Origin of the sequence: Dickeya sp. CFBP 2040 (assembly GCF_012273755.1) — a bacterium.
GTDB lineage: Bacteria > Pseudomonadota > Gammaproteobacteria > Enterobacterales > Enterobacteriaceae > Dickeya > Dickeya poaceiphila.
In genome coordinates this window covers 48,781-68,938 of the sequence record NZ_JAAVXH010000103.1, presented here as the reverse complement: position 1 = coordinate 68,938, position 20,158 = coordinate 48,781, and the positions used below count along the sequence as shown (strand labels likewise).

General features: G+C 55.0%; 21 protein-coding genes. 17 read left to right on the top strand and 4 right to left on the bottom strand.

From position 1 onward, the window contains the following. Positions 1-6 precede the first annotated feature (6 nt). On the bottom strand, positions 7-435 hold the full coding sequence (locus Dpoa2040_RS16490; RefSeq protein ID WP_168641945.1) for a tripartite tricarboxylate transporter TctB family protein: 429 nt from the start codon (positions 433-435) through the stop codon (positions 7-9). A 14-nt stretch (positions 436-449) separates the two neighbouring features. Continuing rightward, complete coding sequence (locus Dpoa2040_RS16485; protein ID WP_168641966.1) at positions 450-1,427, bottom strand: tripartite tricarboxylate transporter substrate binding protein; 978 nt, start codon at positions 1,425-1,427, stop codon at positions 450-452. Positions 1,428-1,632: 205 nt separating this feature from the next. Here Dpoa2040_RS16485 and tctD point away from each other — a divergent pair, with 205 nt between their 5' ends. The 16 genes from tctD to hisP all read left to right on the top strand — a co-directional run bounded on the left by tctD (position 1,633) and on the right by hisP (position 17,467). Then, positions 1,633-2,307 (top strand): transcriptional regulator TctD, encoded by a 675-nt coding sequence (tctD, locus tag Dpoa2040_RS16480; RefSeq protein WP_168641944.1) that lies wholly within the window; start codon positions 1,633-1,635, stop codon positions 2,305-2,307. Beyond that, the gene (locus Dpoa2040_RS16475) at positions 2,294-3,685 is read left to right on the top strand and encodes a sensor histidine kinase (RefSeq protein WP_168641943.1); all 1,392 of its coding nucleotides are present in this window, start codon (positions 2,294-2,296) and stop codon (positions 3,683-3,685) included. The genes tctD and Dpoa2040_RS16475 overlap by 14 nt, the downstream gene beginning before the upstream one ends. A gap of 143 nt (positions 3,686-3,828) precedes the next feature. Continuing rightward, positions 3,829-4,986: a 4-phosphoerythronate dehydrogenase PdxB gene (gene pdxB / locus Dpoa2040_RS16470; protein ID WP_168641942.1), complete on the top strand. Its 1,158-nt coding sequence runs from the start codon at positions 3,829-3,831 to the stop codon at positions 4,984-4,986. 61 nt (positions 4,987-5,047) lie between these two features. Further along, positions 5,048-6,058, top strand: a complete 1,011-nt coding sequence (locus Dpoa2040_RS16465) for an aspartate-semialdehyde dehydrogenase (protein WP_168641941.1) — start codon at positions 5,048-5,050, stop codon at positions 6,056-6,058. Continuing rightward, on the top strand, positions 6,058-6,891 hold the full coding sequence (gene truA, locus Dpoa2040_RS16460) for a tRNA pseudouridine(38-40) synthase TruA (protein WP_168641940.1): 834 nt from the start codon (positions 6,058-6,060) through the stop codon (positions 6,889-6,891). The genes Dpoa2040_RS16465 and truA overlap by 1 nt, the downstream gene beginning before the upstream one ends. A 114-nt stretch (positions 6,892-7,005) precedes the next feature. Beyond that, positions 7,006-7,671, top strand: a complete 666-nt coding sequence (locus Dpoa2040_RS16455) for a DedA family protein (RefSeq protein ID WP_371810664.1) — start codon at positions 7,006-7,008, stop codon at positions 7,669-7,671. Positions 7,672-7,899: 228 nt separating this feature from the next. Beyond that, on the top strand, positions 7,900-8,802 hold the full coding sequence (gene accD / locus Dpoa2040_RS16450; protein ID WP_042871796.1) for an acetyl-CoA carboxylase, carboxyltransferase subunit beta: 903 nt from the start codon (positions 7,900-7,902) through the stop codon (positions 8,800-8,802). A gap of 79 nt (positions 8,803-8,881) precedes the next feature. Then, positions 8,882-10,150 (top strand): bifunctional tetrahydrofolate synthase/dihydrofolate synthase, encoded by a 1,269-nt coding sequence (gene folC, locus Dpoa2040_RS16445; RefSeq protein WP_168641939.1) that lies wholly within the window; start codon positions 8,882-8,884, stop codon positions 10,148-10,150. Further along, on the top strand, positions 10,140-11,012 hold the full coding sequence (gene dedD / locus Dpoa2040_RS16440) for a cell division protein DedD (RefSeq protein ID WP_168641938.1): 873 nt from the start codon (positions 10,140-10,142) through the stop codon (positions 11,010-11,012). The genes folC and dedD overlap by 11 nt, the downstream gene beginning before the upstream one ends. Before the next feature lie 276 nt (positions 11,013-11,288). Beyond that, complete coding sequence (gene cvpA / locus Dpoa2040_RS16435; RefSeq protein WP_168641937.1) at positions 11,289-11,780, top strand: colicin V production protein; 492 nt, start codon at positions 11,289-11,291, stop codon at positions 11,778-11,780. Between the two features lie 30 nt (positions 11,781-11,810). Then, positions 11,811-13,328 carry an amidophosphoribosyltransferase gene (gene purF / locus Dpoa2040_RS16430; protein ID WP_168641936.1) on the top strand — a complete coding sequence of 506 codons (1,518 nt, stop codon included), beginning with the start codon at positions 11,811-11,813 and terminating at the stop codon, positions 13,326-13,328. A gap of 140 nt (positions 13,329-13,468) precedes the next feature. Beyond that, on the top strand, positions 13,469-14,038 hold the full coding sequence (locus Dpoa2040_RS16425; RefSeq protein WP_042871787.1) for a UbiX family flavin prenyltransferase: 570 nt from the start codon (positions 13,469-13,471) through the stop codon (positions 14,036-14,038). Between the two features lie 385 nt (positions 14,039-14,423). Further along, positions 14,424-15,203, top strand: coding sequence for a lysine/arginine/ornithine ABC transporter substrate-binding protein ArgT (argT, locus tag Dpoa2040_RS16420; protein WP_168641935.1), 780 nt, complete (start codon positions 14,424-14,426; stop codon positions 15,201-15,203). A 68-nt stretch (positions 15,204-15,271) separates the two neighbouring features. Further along, positions 15,272-15,961 (top strand): histidine ABC transporter permease HisQ, encoded by a 690-nt coding sequence (locus tag Dpoa2040_RS16415; RefSeq protein ID WP_042871783.1) that lies wholly within the window; start codon positions 15,272-15,274, stop codon positions 15,959-15,961. Beyond that, complete coding sequence (locus tag Dpoa2040_RS16410) at positions 15,954-16,670, top strand: ABC transporter permease (protein WP_168641934.1); 717 nt, start codon at positions 15,954-15,956, stop codon at positions 16,668-16,670. Before Dpoa2040_RS16415 ends, Dpoa2040_RS16410 begins: the two co-directional genes overlap by 8 nt. Positions 16,671-16,693: 23 nt before the next feature. Beyond that, the gene (gene hisP, locus Dpoa2040_RS16405; protein WP_038919652.1) at positions 16,694-17,467 is read left to right on the top strand and encodes a histidine ABC transporter ATP-binding protein HisP; all 774 of its coding nucleotides are present in this window, start codon (positions 16,694-16,696) and stop codon (positions 17,465-17,467) included. Between the two features lie 40 nt (positions 17,468-17,507). Here the strand turns inward: hisP and Dpoa2040_RS16400 are convergent, their stop codons facing one another. Both Dpoa2040_RS16400 and yfcG read right to left on the bottom strand, forming a co-directional pair. Continuing rightward, the gene (locus Dpoa2040_RS16400) at positions 17,508-18,416 is read right to left on the bottom strand and encodes a TIGR01777 family oxidoreductase (protein ID WP_168641933.1); all 909 of its coding nucleotides are present in this window, start codon (positions 18,414-18,416) and stop codon (positions 17,508-17,510) included. A 257-nt stretch (positions 18,417-18,673) separates the two neighbouring features. Next, a complete protein-coding gene (gene yfcG / locus Dpoa2040_RS16395) occupies positions 18,674-19,303 on the bottom strand; it encodes a GSH-dependent disulfide bond oxidoreductase (RefSeq protein WP_168641932.1) in 630 nt (209 codons plus the stop codon). A gap of 254 nt (positions 19,304-19,557) precedes the next feature. Here yfcG and yfcE point away from each other — a divergent pair, with 254 nt between their 5' ends. Then, complete coding sequence (gene yfcE / locus Dpoa2040_RS16390; protein WP_042871773.1) at positions 19,558-20,109, top strand: phosphodiesterase; 552 nt, start codon at positions 19,558-19,560, stop codon at positions 20,107-20,109. The last annotated feature ends 49 nt before the right edge of the window (positions 20,110-20,158 follow it).

The following is a 20,158-nucleotide window of genomic DNA, read 5'->3' as shown; positions in this document are numbered from 1 at the left end:
CTCCGGTTAGAGCCACGTGCCAGCCGGCAGCGTGACATCGAGCAGTTTATCGAAGGCGTAAAACAGGGATACGCCCATCACCGCGCCGGATAACGCCGCCACCCACCACAGCGCGCCAAACAGCATACCCATGCCGCATCCCAGCAGGGCGGTGGTCAATGGGAAGCCCAGCGGTTCAAACAGCCAGGCGTACAGCGCCAGCATGATCACCAACAGCAACAAGCGCTGGCGAACTGGTGAGGAAGGCCAGATCGGGGTATCTGGTTTTCGCAGCAGCATCAGGGCCGCACACAGCGTCATCAACCCCAGTATGGCGACGGGAAACGGGCGTGGGCCGACCGGCTCGTAACTGTATTCACTTTGAATCTCCCAACCGATAAACAAGCCGATAAGACATAGCACCAGCCAGACTCCGGCAAACAGACGATCACTCATGAGGCGTTCTCCTCTTATTTAGCCAGCCCGAACAACTTCGCCTGTTCGCGGTAATCCGCGACCTGTTTTTTGACGTAGGTATCCAGCGCCTGTCCGGTCAGGTTGAACTCAAACAGACCTCGCAGATCGCGCTGTTTTTTGAACTCGTCGGTGGCGGCGATTTTCTTAAACGCCTGTTCCCACCACTGGTAGCTGGCTTCACTAACTTTGGGACCGAGATAAAAGCCGCGGATGATTGGCCACACCAAATCGTATCCCTGTTCTTTGGCTGTAGGGACTCCGGCCAGTTGCCCCGGCAGACGTTGCTCGGAAAACACCGCCAGTACCCGGATTTTTCCGCCCTGCAGGTGGGGCACCATTTCGCTGATATCACCGGAAACTGCCTGAACATGACCGCCCAGCATGGCAGTCAGCGGTTCCCCGCCGCCTTCAAACGCAACGTAGCGCATATCACGCGGATTTATTCCAGCGTGGCGCGCCAGCATCGCGGTTTTCATCCAGTCCTGACTGCCGATGGAGGCACCGGCACCCACAACTACCTGATTGGGGTTTTTCTGCATCGTGGTGAGCAGATCTTTCAGCGTTTGATAAGGGGAATCGGCACGTACGGCAATCATACCGTAATCCGTACCGACTGCGGCCAGCCATTTCACATCGTCAACGCCGTAGCGCCCAAATTTTCCCTGAGCCAGATTAAGCAGCGATCCGCCGGAAAAGGCAACCACGGTGCCGGGTTCGTCCGGGCGTTGTGCCACAATGGCATTATAGGCGACCGCGCCTACACCACCGGGCATATAGGTGACGCGCATTGGGCTGTCGAGCGTGCCGGTTTCCTGCAGCGATATTTGCAGCAGTTTGCAAGTTAAATCAAAGCCGCCGCCCGGCTTGGCTGGGGCGATGCATTCGGTACGGGTTGGCGCGGCCGCCTGAGCGGGTGTTGCATTTGCAAACAATCCACACAGTGTCAGAGAAAGGGCGAGGTATTTTTTCATTGTCATTTCTTCCTTTATTTTTATCGTTCCCGAAACGGGAACGTTGTTGAATTGTTAACGCTGTAATCTTTCAGTTACCTTTCGGTTATTAGAAATGTGTTCAGGATGTGATTAACGTCGCTTAAAAAAACGGTCATACCTGAGGGACAATGGGCAGCGGAAGGCTACCGAAAGGAGAGGGCAATGTTGATAAAGGCTGGCAGCGATGCGACTTTTACTGGTTGAGGATCATCCGGAACTGGCCCACTGGTTGAAAAAGGCCCTGAGTGAGGCGGGATTCGCTGTCGATCTGGTCGGCGATGGCGTGGCGGCGGATCACCTGTTGCAGCAGGAAGCCTATACGCTGGTGGTGCTGGATGTGTCATTGCCGCGCATGGACGGTCTGGCGTTGCTGGCACGGTTGCGTAAGCGCGGTCAGAACCTGCCGGTGCTGTTGCTGACAGCCCGCACCAGCGTGGCAGACCGGGTAAAGGGGCTGAACCTTGGGGCGGATGATTACCTTACCAAGCCGTTTGAACTGGCTGAGCTGGAGGCGCGTTTGCGTGCGTTGCTGCGGCGCAGTCAGAGGCAGATGCAGGAAGTACAACGCCTGGGCTCCCTCAGTTGGCACGATGAAGGTTATTTTCTGTTGCAGGATAAACCGCTGGCGCTGACGCCGCGCGAGCAGGCGGTGCTGCATACGTTGATGCAGCGTCGTGGCCGCCCGGTATCACGTCAGTATCTGTATGAGCAGGTGTTTACGCTGACGGACGAGGCCAGCCCGGATAGTCTGGATCTCTACGTGCACCGTGTTCGGAAAAAGCTGGCGGGCAGCGATGTGATGATTGTCACCTTGCGTGGGCTGGGGTATAGCCTGGAGTGCGGCCATGTTGAAAGTTAATTCGTTGCGCGGTCAGCTGATGTTGTATCTCGGCGTGCCGATGGCGCTGTTGTGGGTATTGTCGGTCTGGAGCCATTATCACAGCGCGAAAGCGGCGGCGACGCAGGCTTACGACCGTACTCTGCTGGCGTCGGCGCGTACCGTGGCTGAGCGGCTAACGGTGCGCAACGGGCAACTGGCGGTGGATGTGCCCTGGGTGGTGCTGGATAGCTTTGAGCGCAATATGAATGATCAGCTCTATTATCAGGTGCTGACCCCGCAGGGCAGCACGCTCTCCGGCTATGATGACCTGCCGCGGTTGCCCCATGGTATTCCGTTATCGCGGCACTATCCGGCGCTGGCGCATTTTTATGATGCGCGTTATCACGGTCGGCCCATCCGGGTAGCGGCGTTGTGGCAACCGGTTTATGAACCCGGTATGGAAGGCATGGTGCTGATTCTGGTGGCGGAAACGCTGAGTTCCCGTGAAGCCTTCGCGCACCGGCAATTGCTGATTGCGTTGATCAGCCAGAGTGCGCTGGTTGTGCTGGCCTTGTTGCTGGTGCTGCTGCTGTTTCGCAAACTCTTGCGACCACTGCGCCAGTTGTCCGGACTGATGGCGCGCCGGGAACCGGGAGACCTGACGCCATTACCGCCGCTGTTGCCCTGGCCTGAAATGCAGCCGTTGCTGGTGGCATTTAACCGTTATATCGAACGGCTCAGAGGGTTGATTCAACGGCAAGAGCGTTTTGGCGCCGATGCGGCGCATCAGCTTCGAACGCCGCTGGCGGTGTTGAAGACTCAGGTCGGCGTAGCACTCAATAGCTCGCAGCCTGTGCAGTGGCGCGACAGCCTGACGGCTATGAGCGCTACGCTGGACGACACCATCCAGTTGACGGACCGTCTGCTACAACTGTCACGCCTGAGGGCGCAGGATAGCAAAGAACACACCTGGCAGACTGTGGATGTGGCCGAGCTGGTGCGGGATGCCTGTTTTTCCCGTTTACCGCTGGCGCGCAGCCGACAAATCGATCTGGGATACGAAGGCGACGAACGCTGCCTGATTCGCGGCGAACCGTTGCTGCTGGCGGAGTTGTGCGCCAACTTGCTGGATAATGCGCTGAAATACACGCCATCGGGCGGCGTGGTGACGGCCAGAGTGCAGGCGCAGCAACTGGACGTTGACGACAGCGGCCCTGGAATTCCGGCTGCTGAACGTGAGCAGGCGATGAGACCATTCCACCGCCTGGATAACCGCCATAGCCTGCCGGGAGCGGGACTAGGGTTGGCGCTGGTCAGGGATATCGCCCTCTGGCACCGAGCCAGGGTGCAGTTACTGGATAGCCCGGAACTGGGCGGTCTGCGGGTGCGGATAGCCTTTGGCGAGCCGCCCTCCTGACGAGACACCTTTCGCCTGATTATTTCAGACAGGAAGCCGGTTCCTGTCGTCAGTGTTCCCGTCTGCCGGTTTGTGGCAGAATAATGCCCTTCGTTTTATCGCGGCGGCGTGGGTGTCGTCGGCGGTCTATCAGGAAAGCCAACGTGAAAATCCTAGTTGATGAAAATATGCCTTACGCTCAGGCGCTGTTCAGCCGTCTGGGCGAGGTAACGGCGGTGCCGGGACGGCCAATTCCGACGGATGCCCTGAACGGGGCGGATGCCCTGATGGTGCGTTCAGTCACGAAAGTGAACGCCGAACTGTTGACCGGCAAAACGGTGAAATTTGTCGGTACGGCAACAGCAGGCACCGATCATGTCGATGAAGCCTTCCTGCGTCAGCAGGGGATCGCCTTTTCCGCGGCACCCGGCTGCAATGCCATTGCGGTGGTGGAGTATGTGTTCTCCGCCCTGTTAATGCTGGCGGAACGCGATGGTTTTGCGTTGGCGGACCGTACCGTTGGTATCGTTGGGGTAGGTAACGTGGGTTCTCGCCTCAATGATCGGTTAAAGGCGCTGGGCGTACGCACGCTGCTGTGCGACCCGCCGCGGGCGGACCGCGGAGACCGTGAGCCGTTCCTGTCGCTGGACGAGCTGGTGGAGCAGGCTGATGTGCTGACCTTTCATACCCCGCTGTTGAAAGACGGGCCTTATGCCACCTGGCATAGCGTAGATGCCGCGCTGCTGGCGCGTCTGAAAGACGGCACGATTCTGATCAACGCCTGTCGCGGCCCGGTAGTGGATAACGCCGCCTTGCTGGCCGCGTTGCAAGGCGGCAAAAACATCAGCGTGGTGCTGGATGTGTGGGAGCCGGAGCCGGCGCTGTCTGTTGAGCTGCTCGAACTGGTTGACATCGGCACTGCCCACATCGCTGGTTATACCCTGGAAGGTAAGGCGCGCGGCACCACTCAGGTGTTTGAAGCCTGGAGCCGTTTTATCGGTCAGCCGCAGCAGGTCGCTTTGTCGTCGTTGCTGCCGGTGCCGGAGCTGGCCGAAGTGACGCTGACAGTGCCGCTGGATGAGCATCAGCTCAAACGGCTGGTGCATCTGGTGTATGATGTGCGCCGCGATGACGCCTTATTGCGTCAGGTTGCGCACGTACCCGGCGAATTTGACCGGTTACGCAAGTGCTATCAGGAACGGCGCGAGTGGTCATCGCTGCATGTCGTCTGTGCCGATCAGGAGAGCGCCGGGCAGTTGAACCGGCTTGGTTTCACTGCGTCGGTTAACGATCACTCATTTCCTGTATCAAAATCAGATTAATCCGGGCGATGTAACCATCGTCCGGTGTGTTTTATTCATTATTGTTGGGGAGAACGATCACATGTCCAATGGCTGGAATATCGCGTTGCTGGGTGCGACCGGCGCCGTCGGCACCGCATTGCTGGAGCTGTTGCAGGAGCGTGAGTTTCCCGTGGGTGAACTCTATGCGCTGGCGAGTGAAAACAGCGTCGGCGAGAGTTTACGTTTTAATGGTCGCTCGCTGCGCCTGGAAGACGCTGCGGATTTCGACTGGTCGCAGGTACAACTGGCCTTTTTCGTAGCGGGTATGGAAACCAGCGCTCACTATGCGGAAACGGCAGCCAACGCCGGGTGTCTGGTGATTGACAGCAGCGGCGTGTTTGCGCTGGAGCCGGACGTGCCGCTGGTGGTGCCGGGCGTTAATCCGCACGTGCTGGCGGATTACCGCAACCGCAATATCGTGGCGGTGGCGGACAGTCTCACCAGCCAGTTACTCACGGCTATCAAACCGCTCACCGAACAGGCTGGGCTGTCGCGTCTGCATGTCAGCAACCTGCTGTCGGTATCGGCTTACGGCAAGGCGGCGGTGGATGATTTGGCCGGTCAAAGTGCGCGTTTGCTCAATGGCATTCCGGCTGAACCCGGCCTGTTCCCGAAACAACTGGCGTTCAATTTGCTGCCGCTGCTGGCGGATAGCGAAGGCAGCGTGCGCGAGGAACGTCGGCTGGTGGATCAGGTACGTAAGGTGCTACAGGATGACGGTCTGCCGATTTCGGTCAGTTGCGTGCAGTCGCCGGTATTTTACGGTCACGCGCAGGTGGTGCATCTGGAGGCGCTGCGTCCGCTGTCTGCCGATGAGGCCCGCGACGTGCTGGCGCAGGCAAGTGATGTGGTGCTGAGCGAAGAAGAGGACTACCCAACGCAGGTGGAAGATGCTTCCGGCAATGTGCAACTGAATATCGGTTGTCTGCGTAACGATTACGGTATCCCAGAACTGCTGCAGTTCTGGTCTGTGGCCGACAACATCCGCTTCGGCGGTGCGTTGATGGCGATAGAAACCGCTGAACGGCTGATTGAGGAGTACCTGGGGTAATGACGGCGTTGCAGCACGCGGGTGACGAGGCGCCGCTGAAAATTGCCCTGGGGATCGAATATGACGGTAGTCGTTATTACGGCTGGCAGCGTCAGGCTGAGGTAGACAGCGTTCAGGGTTGCCTGGAGGCGGCGTTGTCTCAGGTGGCGAACGAACGGATCGACGTGTTTTGCGCCGGTCGTACCGACGCCGGGGTACATGCTACCGGGCAGGTGGTGCATTTCACTACTCATGCGGTGCGCAAAGACGCCGCCTGGACCATGGGGGTGAACGCCAACTTGCCGCCGGATATCGCAGTGCGTTGGGTCAAAACGGTGGATGAGGCGTTTCATGCTCGTTTCAGCGCCACAGCCCGTCGTTATCGCTACGTGATTTATAACCGGCGTTTCCGCCCGGCTATCTTGTCGCAGGGGGTGACGCATTATTATCTGCCGCTGGATGCCGAGCGTATGCACCGTGCCGGTCAGTGCCTGCTGGGTGAGAACGACTTTACCTCATTTCGGGCGGTGCAATGTCAGTCTCGCACGCCGTGGCGTAACCTGATGCACCTGCGGGTAACGCGCCAGGGGGATTACGTGGTCGTGGATATCAAAGCCAACGCGTTTGTCCATCACATGGTGCGCAATATCGTTGGCAGCCTGATGGAGATTGGGTGCGGTAACCAGCCGGAAAACTGGATGGGCGAATTGCTGGCGGCGAAAGATCGTACCTTGGCTGCCGCGACGGCAAAGGCCGATGGGTTGTACCTGGTTGCTGTGGATTATCCGCAGGATTTCGGTATTCCCTGCGCGTCGATGGGACCGCTGTTTCTGCCGGATGAGGCGATGTCATAGATAAGGCGATGTTATATATAAGGCGATCTTATAGATAAGGTAATGTCATAAAAGGTAACCGGCGCGCCGTCTATAAACGGTGAAGTCGGCATTGAACTGGATAAGGACGCGATTATGCTGGATTTTGTACGGTTTATGATTGATTTTATCCTGCACATTGATGTGCATCTGGCCGAGTTGGTGGCACAGTACGGCGTATGGATCTACGCGATTTTGTTCCTGATTCTGTTTTGCGAAACGGGGTTGGTCGTCACGCCATTCCTGCCCGGCGACTCGTTGTTGTTTGTTGCAGGTGCGTTGGCTTCGCTGCCGACCAATGACCTGAACGTCCACACCATGGTGGCGTTGATGGTGGTCGCAGCGGTGCTGGGCGATGCGGTGAATTACACCATTGGCCGACTGTTCGGCGAGAAATTGTTTCGCAATCCCCACTCGCGTATTTTTCGGCGCAGCTATCTGGACCGTACCCACGCGTTTTATGAACGCCACGGCGGCAAGACAATAATTCTGGCGCGCTTTGTGCCGATTGTGAGAACATTTGCGCCCTTTGTCGCGGGGATGGGGCACATGCGTTATCGAGAGTTCGCCCTGTACAACGTAACCGGGGCGCTGGTGTGGGTGTTATTGTTCACCTATGCCGGTTACTGGTTTGGCGATCTGCCAGTGGTGCAGGAGAACCTGAAATTATTGATTGTAGCGATCATCTTCATCTCCATTCTGCCGGGGTTGATCGAGTTCTGGCGGCATAAACGCGCCATAACGCGGCAAAATATGAAATAAGTGGAAAATTATTTTAACATCCGGTTTGACCAGTTTTTTATCCACACGCCCGGATCGTTATGGTTTAATGAGCAGCATTTACGGCTGTGTTCGTATGAACACGCCTGAATGCCAATGTCTTGCCCCGTTGTGCCGGGATGAGGTATCGCTTTATCGGCGGCGTTGCCAGGGATGGGGTAACGTGTACAGCGTACTGGCTTGTGCCAGGTTCAAGCAGAAAGGTTATCAATGAGCTGGATTGAACGAATTCTCAATAAAAGTAATGTCACACCAACCCGTAAGGCGAATATTCCTGAGGGTGTCTGGACCAAATGTGACAGTTGCGGTCAGGTGCTTTACCGTGCCGAGCTGGAACGTAATCTGGAAGTGTGTCCGAAATGTGATCATCACATGCGGTTGTCCGCCAGGGCTCGTCTCCATGCGTTTCTAGACAAGGAAGGCATGGTGGAGCTGGGCAGTGAACTGGAACCCAAAGATGTCCTGAAATTCAGAGACTCTAAAAAGTACAAGGACCGTATCGTTTCAGCACAGAAGCAGTCTGACGAAAAAGATGCGCTGGTGGTGATGAAAGGGACGTTGTACGACATGCCGGTGGTTGCGGCTTCGTTCGAGTTCTCCTTCATGGGTGGTTCCATGGCATCTGTCGTTGGTGCGCGCTTTGTCCGTGCCGTCGAGCAGGCGTTGGAAGACAACTGCCCGTTGGTGTGCTTCTCCGCCAGTGGCGGCGCGCGTATGCAGGAAGCGCTGATGTCGCTGATGCAGATGGCGAAAACCAGTGCCGCGCTGGCCAAAATGCGCGAACGCGGCTTACCGTATATTTCAGTGCTGACTGATCCGACCATGGGCGGTGTATCCGCCAGTCTGGCGATGTTGGGCGACCTGAATATCGCCGAGCCAAAAGCGTTGATCGGTTTTGCCGGTCCGCGCGTGATTGAGCAGACGGTTCGTGAAAAACTGCCGCCGGGTTTCCAGCGTAGTGAGTTCCTGCTGGAAAAAGGCGCTATCGACATGATCGTCCGTCGTGCAGACATGCGCTATAAACTGGCCAGCATCCTGTCCCGGTTGACTAACCGTCCGGAACCGCAGGAAACCGCCGTCGTGCGGCCGCCTGAACCACAGAGTGAAGCCTAATCAATGATGAACCGGGAGCAGGGCGGCGTTGTTGCCGTGTTCCCGTCAGCAATCAACCGTAAGTCAGTGAACGGGACTCATGGACAATCTTCGAACACCTCAAGCCACGTCGCCTTTGGCCACGTGGCTTCACTATCTTGAACATCTGCACAGTCAGGCCATTGATCTGGGCCTCGATCGCATCCGGGATGTCGCGGAACGTCTGCAGCTACAACAACCCGCTCCTCGCGTATTTACCGTGGCGGGAACCAACGGCAAAGGCACGACCTGCTGTACGCTGGAATCCATTCTGAGCGCTGCCGGGTTACGTGTTGGTGTGTACAGTTCGCCACATTTGCTGCGTTACACCGAGCGGGTACGTATTCAGGGCCGTGAGTTACCGGAATCCCGCCATGCCGAAGCCTTTGCCGCGATTGAAGCTGGCCGTAACGGCACTTCGCTGACCTATTTTGAATTCGGTACGCTGGCGGCGCTGTGGCTGTTTAAACAGGCGCAGTTGGATGTCGTGATACTGGAAGTCGGGCTGGGTGGGCGTCTGGATGCTACCAATATCGTGGCTGCCGATGTCGCGGTGGTAACCAGCATTGCGCTGGATCACACCGACTGGCTGGGTAATGATCGGGAAAGTATCGGTCGGGAAAAGGCAGGTATTTTTCGCGCCAACTGCCCGGCAGTGGTCGGTGAACCGGACATGCCGGCTTCGATTGCCGCCGTAGCGCAGGAAAAGGGCGCGCGCCTGTTTCGGCACGGGGCTGACTGGCAGTTTTCAGTGCAGGATAATGGCTGGCGTTGGCAATGCGGCGAGGTTGCTTATGACGCCTTGCCCATCCCCACCGTTCCGCTGGCTAATGCGGCCACCGCGCTGGCCGCGTTGCACACTTCTGATATCGCGTTGACGGCTGACGTTATCCGTCAGGGATTATGTCAGGCGCAATTGCCGGGGCGTTTCCAGATTGTGAGCGAAAAACCGTTGTTGATTCTGGATGTCGCCCATAATCCTCATGCGGCGGCCTATCTGGCGGCACGACTGGCTGATTTACCGCACGCCGGACAGGTACGGGCGGTGATTGGCATGTTGGCGGATAAAGACATTCCCGGTACGCTGGCGCATCTTAAGCCGCAGGTGGATGTGTGGTATTGCGCACCACTGGAAGGGCCGCGCGGTGCGAGCGTTGAACAACTGGCCGGGCATCTGGCGCACAGTACCCGGCATCCCGATGTGGCGACAGCCTGGCGACAGGCGATGCAGGATGCCGGAGAAAATGATGTGGTGATTGTTTGTGGTTCTTTCCATACTGTCGCGCATGTGATGGAAGCGTTGGACGGGAGCGGAACGCATGGCGAGTAAGTTTCAGAATCGCCTGGTGGGAACGGTTGTATTGGTAGCGCTGGGCGTGATCGTGCTCCCTGGGCTGCTGGATGGCAAAAAAAAGCATTATGAAGATGATTTTGCCGCCATCCCGCTGGTTCCCAGACCGGGCGATACGCTGGAGGCGGAGTCGATGCCGCCTGTCAATCAGTCGCTGCCTGCCCAACCGCCTGAGGGCGCTGAAGCAGCGTTGCAGAACAAAAGTGAGTCTGGTGCAGAGACGGCGGAAGAGCCGAACGTTGTCCCTGTGCCTGGTAGTCGTGGGGCATCTGCGCCGTCGTCTTCCCGCCCGACGATTAGCGCAGCGCCGGCACCGCTGGTGGCAGAGCCACGCCAGCCGGTACAGCAGTTAGCGCCGCCCGCAATGAAGGCGCAGCCGGCGAAACCTGAAATCAAAAAGCCGGATACTAAACTGGAAACTCGCCCCAAGCCCGAAGCGAAAGTAACAGAGAGCAAAGTGGCTGAGGGTAAGGCGGTGGAGAGTAAGTCGGTTGAAAAGCCAGCTGATACCCGCACGGCGCAAGCCAAACCGGAACCCCGTGTGCCGGAAAACAAGCCAACTGAAAATAAACCTACGGTTTCGGAGCAGGCGCCAGCAGGCCAGGCCTTTGTGGTGCAACTGGGTGCGCTGAAGAATGCCGATAAGGTCAATGAGGTTGTCGCTAAGTTGCGTCTTTCCGGATATCGGGCTTATACCGTACCGTCGTCGCCGGTCGCGGGGCAGATTACCCGCATTTACGTTGGGCCGGATGCCTCGAAACAGAAACTGCAATCGGCGCTGGGTGAATTGCAACAGCTCAGTGGATTGAGCGGGCAGGTTCGGGCATACAGTGCGCGCTGAGTCGGTTTGCAATCAGTAAGTAAAATTTGGGGGTGGGGGAGCGCAGCGACCTTGCCCCTTGTGTTTTGTGAGGCGAATCAATACAGCCTTTACTCGCTGCGAGTGGCAGACAAGGGAGCGCTATTCGTATGGCGAAGAAAGGTTTTTTTTATTTCTTTGCTTATAGAAAAAATCGGCGGGAAATACGCTACGCAAACGTTTTCTTTTTCTGTTAGAATGCGCCGCGAACAGGATGACCGGCGCTATGATTGTCATCGTTCATTATTAGGATGGTTCATGGTTTGGGTTGATTACGTCATTATCGGTATTATCGGATTCTCGGCTCTGGTCAGTCTCATCCGGGGGTTTGTGCGTGAAGCGCTGTCACTGGTGACCTGGGGGGCGGCGTTCTTTATCGCCAGTCACTACTATGTCTATCTTGCGGTCTATTTCACGCGGTTTAATGATGAACTGGTGCGCAACGGTATCGCCATTGCCATTCTGTTTATTGCAACGTTGATTGTGGGTGCTATCGTCAATTATGTGATCGGTTCGTTGGTTGAACGCACCGGATTGTCAGGCACTGACCGGGTACTGGGCATTTGCTTTGGTGCATTACGCGGTGTGCTGATTGTCTCTGCCGTGTTGTTTTTTCTGGATGCCTTCACCGGTTTTTCACAGAGTGCTGACTGGAAGCAGTCCCAGTTAATCCCGCAGTTCAGTTATATCATCAGGTGGTTTTTTGACTACCTGCAAAGCACGTCGAGTTTCTTGCCGCGGCACCTCTAGCCGCGGTAGCGCTGATGAGGAAAAGACCACATGTGCGGTATTGTCGGTATCGCCGGTTTTACACCGGTCAACCAGTCGATTTATGACGCGTTAACGGTGTTGCAGCACCGTGGGCAGGATGCCGCAGGCATCGTCACCATTAATGACGCCAACTGCTTTCGCCTGCGCAAAGCAAATGGCCTGGTGAAAGATGTATTTGAAGCCCGGCACATGCAACGGTTGCAGGGCAACATGGGGATCGGCCACGTACGTTATCCCACTGCGGGCAGTTCCAGTGCTTCAGAAGCCCAGCCTTTTTACGTCAACTCTCCATTTGGGATCACGCTGGCGCATAACGGTAACCTGACCAACGCCCATGAACTGCGTCAAAAGCTGTTTGAAGAAGGTCGTCGTCACGTTAATACCACCTCCGATTCTGAAATCCTGCTGAACGTATTTGCCAAAGAGCTGGACCGTTTTCAGCACTATCCGCTGGAAGCGGATAACATTTTTGCGGCGGTGGCGGCAGTGCATCAGTTGATCCGTGGCGCGTATGCGTGTATTGGCATGATTATCGGCCACGGCATGGTGGCTTTCCGCGACCCGAACGGCATTCGCCCACTGGTGCTCGGTAAGCGCGAACGGGAAGATGGGCGTAACGAATATATCGTGGCGTCGGAAAGCGTGGCGTTGGATACGCTGGGCTTTGAATTCCTGCGTGATGTGGCACCGGGCGAAGCGGTATACATTACCGAAAATGGTCAATTGTTTACCCGCCAGTGCGCGGAAAACCCGAAAAGTCATCCGTGCCTGTTCGAGTATGTGTATTTCGCCCGCCCTGACTCCTTTATTGACAAGATTTCGGTCTACAGCGCTCGCGTGCGTATGGGGCAGAAACTGGGCGAGAAGATCGCCCGTCAGTGGGAAGAGCTGGACATCGACGTTGTGATTCCGATTCCAGAAACCTCCTGCGATATCGCGCTGGAAATCGCCCGTATTATCAACAAGCCGTACCGACAGGGTTTTGTGAAGAACCGCTATGTCGGTCGTACGTTTATCATGCCGGGTCAGCAGACCCGCATCAAATCCGTGCGTCGTAAACTGAATGCCAACCGGGCGGAATTTCGCGGCAAAAATGTATTGCTGGTAGATGACTCCATCGTACGCGGTACCACTTCTCAACAGATTGTCGAGATGGCGCGTGAAGCTGGCGCTCGTCGGGTCTATCTGGCCTCTGCGGCACCGGAAATCCGTTTTCCGAATGTGTATGGCATCGATATGCCGAGCGTTAATGAGCTGATCGCTCATGGCCGGGAAGTGGAAGAAATTCGTAAGATAATCGGCGCTGATGCGCTGATTTTCCAGGATTTGGATGATTTGATCGACGCAGTGCGTGAAGATAACCCGGAAATCATTCAGTTTGAATGTTCGGTTTTTAACGGCGTTTATGTCACCAAAGATGTGAATCAGGACTATCTGGATTATCTGGAAGCGCTGCGTAATGACGACGCCAAAGCACTGCGCAGCCAGAATGAAGTCGAAGATCTTGAGTTACATAACGAAGGGTGATAATCGGTTATCGGGTGTTATCAAAAAGGGAGCGCAGGCTCCCTTTTTTGTCGCTGTTATTCTTGCCAATCTTTTGGTGATGCGGCAAAGTCAGCGCACGTATTTTTACCGCCTCTGGGCGGTGGGTCCGCGAGGTGAACATGAAGCGACTGATTGTCGGTATTTCCGGCGCCAGCGGCGTGATATATGGGGTGAGGTTGTTGCAGGTGCTGCAGCCGATTAGCGGGGTTGAAACTCATCTGGTAATGAGTTCCGCAGCCCGGCAAACGCTGGCGCTGGAAACCGATCTGACCGTGCGCGATGTGCAGTCGCTGGCTGATGTGGTGCATGACTGCCGCGATATTGCCGCCAACATTTCCTCTGGCTCGTTCAAGACGGCAGGGATGGCGATTCTTCCTTGCTCCATCAAGACATTATCCGGCATTACGCATAGTTATACTGACAGTTTGTTGACTCGTGCGGCGGATGTGGTGCTGAAAGAGCGCCGTCCGCTGGTATTGTGCGTGCGTGAAACGCCGCTACACCTCGGTCATCTGCGATTAATGAATGCCGTGGCTGAAATGGGGGCGGTTATCATGCCGCCGGTACCCGCGTTTTATCATCGCCCACAAACTGTGCAAGATATCATCGATCAAACCGTTAATCGGGTGCTCGATCAGTTTGATATTGAATTACCTCAGGATCTTTTTACGCGCTGGCAAGGTGCGTAACCACCTCATTTGTAATAACAAGCCATGCTGTAGCGTTACCGGGTGTTTGGCGATGGAAGGGTGGGTTGCACTATCATGAATCATTGTGTTTTTCGTGGTGCATGAGTACGCACTATTATTGTGCAGGCAATCCAGATCGGCGTCGTGGCGTTACTCTCCTCTATAGCACAGGTTGACATAATTCATTGATTATATTGATTTGACTGACATGATCACGGCGACTGATTTTATGTGGGGTTGCATATTTTTTATGGCATAAAATTTGCTTTAGTTTGACAACTAGTATCATATTGACGTACATGGCAGACAGACGTAATCACAATAATTCGTAGTCGGATTTCATAAATCACTTAGGCATACACAATCATAAAATAAGGGTAACGCAATGAAAAAAATGTTGAAACTTTTGCCCCTTGCACTGGTATTCGCAGCAGGCAGTGCCCTCGCCGAGGTTCCTAAAAATATCAAAATTGGTACTGACCCGACCTATGCACCGTTCGAATCCAAAGACGCCAGCGGTCAACTGGTTGGATTTGATATTGATTTGGCAAATGAGTTGTGCAAACGCATTCAGGCTAATTGCACCTTCGTCGAGAGCGATTTCGACGCGTTGATTCCGTCGCTGAAAGCGAAAAAAATCGATGCCATTATCTCTTCTCTGTCGATTACCGAAAAACGTCAGCAGGAAATTGCGTTTACCGAGAAACTGTATGCGGCCAATGCCCGTCTGATTGCTAAAAAAGGCTCGCCGATTCTGCCGACGCTGGATGTACTGAAGGGTAAACGTGTCGGCGTGCTGCAGGCATCTACCCAGGAGGCTTACGCTAACCAGTATTGGCAGCCGAAAGGCGTGGATGTGGTGACCTACCAGAATCAGGACCTGATCTATGCCGACCTGACCGCTGGTCGTATCGATACGGCCTTTCAGGATGAAGTGGCAGGCAGTGAAGGCTTCCTGAAACAGGATGCCGGTAAAGATTATGCATTTGCCGGTCCGGCGGTGAAAGACGACAAACTGTTCGGCGTGGGCACCGGTATGGGGTTACGCAAGAACGAAACTGAACTGAAAGCCGCGCTGGATAAAGCCTTTGCCGCTATGCGTCAGGACGGCACGTACGACAAACTGGCGAAGAAGTACTTTGACTTCAACGTATACGGTGATTAAGCCTTCCTGATTAACCACTGCCTGCATTGTGCCGGCAGTGGTGTGTCTTTTCTGAACGGACTGATGTAATGCTTTATGGCTATTCCGAATTAATCCTGGATGGTGCACGCATGACGTTGCAGCTGGCGTTGTGTTCGCTGGTGTTGTCGCTGCTGATTGGTCTGGTGGGGGCGGCGGCGAAGCTGTCGTCCAACCGAGTGCTGTCTGGCTGTTTTTCTGGTTATACCACCCTGATTCGCGGTGTGCCGGATCTGGTTCTGATGCTGCTGATTTTTTATGGTTTGCAGATGGCGCTCAACAGCGCCACCGAATCGCTGGGTATGGATCAGATCGATATTGATCCACTGACCGCAGGGATCATTACGCTGGGATTTATCTACGGCGCTTACTTTACCGAAACGTTTCGTGGTGCTTATCTGGCGGTGCCGCGCGGCCAGATTGAGGCTGCGGTGGCGTTTGGCTTTACGCCGATGAAGGTGTTTCGCCGCATTATGTTTCCATCCATGATGCGTTTTGCTCTGCCGGGCATCGGCAACAACTGGCAGGTGATTCTCAAAGCGACCGCATTGGTGTCGTTGCTGGGGCTGAGTGATGTGATCAAAGCCACCCAACTGGCTGGAAAGGGAACGCATCATCCGTTCTTTTTCGCTATTGTCGCCGGTGTGCTGTATCTGGTTTTTACCACCCTTTCCAATGGGGTGCTGTGGTGGCTGGAAAAACGCTACTCGCAGGGAGTCCGGAAAGTAAATTATGAGTGAGATTTTACAACAATATTGGCAGGCCTTGCTGTGGAGCGACGGTTATCGTCTCACTGGGCTGGCGATGACGCTGTGGCTGCTGATTGTCTCGGTGGTTATTGGTGGGTTGATGGCGATTCCGCTGGCGGTAGCCCGCGTGTCGCCGCGTCGGCGCTACTGGCTGCCGGTGTGGGTTTTTACCTATGTGTTTCGCGGCACGCCACTCTACGTGCAACTGCTGGTGTTTTATTCCGGCGTGTACAGTCTGGAAATTGTACGCGGCACCGATGTGTTGAACGCATTTTTTCGCAGCGGCCTGAACTGCGCCATTCTGTCGCTGGCGCTTAATACCTGCGCTTATACGACTGAAATCTTCGCTGGTGCCATCCGTTCAGTGCCGCATGGTGAAATTGAAGCGGCGCGCGCCTACGGTTTTTCACGCTTTAAGCAGTACCGCTGCATCATTTTGCCGGGTGCATTGCGCATCGCGTTACCCGCCTACAGCAATGAAGTTATCCTGATGCTGCATTCCACCGCACTGGCCTTTACCGTCACGGTGCCGGATTTGCTGAAAGTGGCGCGTGACATTAACGCCGCCACTTACAAACCGTTCTACGCCTTTGGCATCGCAGGCGTGATGTATCTGGCGGTATCGTTCGTGCTGATTTCGTTGTTCAGAAAGGCAGAACGCCGCTGGTTACGGCATCTTCACACCCGTTCATCCCATTAAAATAGTGCAGGAACAGACAAAGAATGCAGAATAATAAGCTGATGGTGACGGAATTACGTAAGCGTTATGGTCAGCATGAAGTGCTCAAAGGCATTTCATTACAGGCTAAAGCCGGGGACGTTATTTCTATTATCGGATCATCGGGATCGGGTAAAAGCACCTTGTTGCGATGTATCAACTTCCTGGAAAAACCCTGTGAAGGCTCTATCCATGTGAATGGACAGGAGATTCACATGGTGCGAGACAAGGATGGCCAGCTCAAGGTGTTTGACAAGAAGCAGTTACAACTGCTGCGCACCCGACTGACGATGGTGTTCCAGCATTTCAACCTGTGGAGCTTCATGACTGCGTTGGAAAACGTGATGGAAGCGCCGGTACAGGTGTTGGGGTTGAGCAAAGCAGAAGCGCGTAAGCGCGCTGAATTCTACCTGAACAAGGTGGGGATCACCGGTGCATCGCAGGAGAAATACCCGTCTGATTTGTCTGGCGGTCAACAGCAGCGTGTGTCCATCGCTCGTGCGCTGGCGATGGAGCCTGATGTGTTGCTGTTTGATGAGCCAACCTCAGCGTTGGACCCGGAACTGGTAGGCGAAGTGCTGCGTATCATGCAGCAACTGGCGGAAGAGGGGAAAACCATGGTGGTAGTGACGCATGAAATGGAATTTGCCCGCCATGTCTCCAGCCATGTGATCTTTTTGCATCAAGGACTGGTGGAAGAGGAAGGGCCGCCTGAGGCGGTGTTCGGCAACCCGCAAAGCCCACGTTTACAGCAGTTCCTGTCCGGCGCGCTGAAGTAATTTTTGTACTGCCATGCCTTCCCGCGCCGGATGAACCCGTTCAACTGGCGCGGGGATGCAATAAATCGTTAAGTGCCTCTTCCAGTTCAAAGAAGCGAAAGCCAAATCCGGCTTTCTCCAGTCGTTGCGGAATGGCTCGTTGCCCACCCAGCAGCAGCGTCGCCGCTTCGCCCATCAGTATCCTGAGCGCCCAACTGGGCGTACGCACAAAGCCTGGGCGATCTAACACGTTTGCCAGCATGGCGGAGAATGTCTCGTTACGCACCGGGTAGGGCGATACCATGTTGAAAGGACCGCTCAGAATCGGGCTATCCAACAGATACAAAATCGCGTTGGTCATGTCGTCAATGTGAATCCATGGCAGGTATTGCTTACCGGAGCCGATTGGGCCGCCCAATCCCAACCGGAAAATCGGCAGCATTTTTGCCAGCGCGCCACCTTCCGTAGAAAGCACCACGCCGGTACGCATCAGGCAGACGCGGGTTTGATCACTTTCCGCTTCCAGCGCCAGCGCTTCCCAGCGAGCGCAGAGTTCATGGGTAAAGTCATTGTGGGGCGTTTCATCTTCGGTCACCAGCGCTTGACCTTGATCACCGTAATAGCCAACCGCCGAGCCTGACAAAAATACTGAAGGTGGAGTGTGGCTGCGGCGAATCAGTTGTGTGAGTTGGCGAGTGATATCCCAGCGGCTCTGACACAGGCGCGCTTTTTGGGCTTTGGTCCAACGCTTGTCGGCAATCGGCTCACCCGCGAGATTGATGACGCCATCGAAGCCGTCCAGCGAGGTCTGATCCTCCAGTCCGCGCCAGTAATTAACCTGGTCGCCCCACAGCCGTCGCGCGCGCTCAACCGAGCGGGTCACCACAGTTACCTGATGTGACAGAGACAACAAACGTGCAATCAAATGACGCCCAATAAGGCCGGTTCCCCCGGTGATCAGTAGTTTCATAAGCTGGCCTCGCTTCGCTATGTCGGGTTATTCCCTTGAGCCGGGCAACGGTGCTGTACCCGCTGGAATCGCCTTTATCCACTCTGGTTTCAGCATAGATGATTCATCTGTTTTTGCTGGTGATATTAACCACATCTCAGGGAGTTTTTATCAGCAGAACAAGCACTTTTTAGAGGAAAACAGCATAGTGCGGCTGGATGAGCGCCGACAGCATAAGAAAACCACGCCCGGTGAATCGGACGTGGTAGTTCGCCTTGTTAGACATGAGCGACGAGTTGGTAGGCGCGCTGTGTAGCCGGGCGTTCACCAATACGCTCAAACCAGCTTTTCACTGCCGGGAAGTCGTCAAGAGAGATACGCTGGCGTTCGTGAGAAACGACCCAAGGGTAAGTGGCGATGTCAGCGATACTGTACTCATTACCCGCCAGCCAGACATGGTCGTGCAGTTGTTGGTTCAGCACGCCGTACAGTCGCTCAGTTTCTTTCTGGTAGCGCTCAATGGCATAAGGCACTGGCTGGGAGGCATAGTGGTTGAAATGGTGGTTTTGTCCCAACATCGGACCAAATCCTGATACCTGCCAGAATAGCCATTGCAGGGTAGCGGCACGCTCCCGCACATCGGTACTCAATAGTTTGCCGGTTTTTTCCGCCAGATAGAGCAAAATGGCACCGGATTCGAACAAGCTAAGCGGTGCGCCCTGGTCTGCGGGTTGCTTATCCACAATGGCAGGAATCTTATTATTGGGAGATATTGCCAGGAATGCGGGTTTGAACTGATCGCCGGCGCTGATATCTACCTTGTGCAGTTGATAGGGTAACTGTGCTTCTTCCAGAAACAGGGTGATTTTGTGACCATTAGGGGTAGGGGCGTAATACACGTCAATCATGAATCATCTCTCCATTGAGGGAGTCGTTGGCCGGGGGACTGACGACTCTGAAAAACAGTTGGCAGGCAAAAGCCTAGCACTTTCACGCATAAAACATAAATAACCGTTATGGCTATTCTTTTCCTTTCATACAGCTATCCGCTGCGGGGAGAAACTGACCGGAAAGGCTGATAAGTCAATAATTTTGGCCTGTGATGACATGGGTTTTTGGTACTATAGCGAGACTGAATATGTTCACGCATCGGGATAGAACCATGAAACTGATGTTTGCGTCTGACCTGCATGGCTCACTGTCGGCCACTGAAACGCTGCTGGACCGCTTTGAACACAGCGGCGCCGACTGGCTGATTCTGCTGGGCGATTTTCTTAACCATGGTCCCCGTAATCCGCTGCCGGATCGTTACCAGCCGGCAGATGTGGCGAGTTTACTGAACCGCTACGCCTCACAGATTGTGGCGGTGCGGGGAAATTGTGACAGCGAAGTAGACCAGATGCTGTTGCAGTTTCCGATTACTGCTCCCTGGCAACAGGTGTTATTGCCTAAAAACCGCTTATTTTTGACCCATGGGCATCTCTATCACCCGGAAAAACGACCGCCGCTGCATACCGATGATGTACTGGTATTCGGCCACACACATCTACCGGTGGCTGAGCGGCGTGATGATATTTTTTGCTTCAATCCCGGTTCCGTCAGCCTGCCTAAAGGTGGCTATCCCGCCAGTTATGGTTTGTTTGATCAAGGGGTATTACAAGTGGTGCCATTACAGGGCGGGGAGACTATTGCACAGGTTGTGATTAGCCACTAAGTTAGAGACTACACTCTCACATCAATAATTCTAAGAATTTCTAAAAACT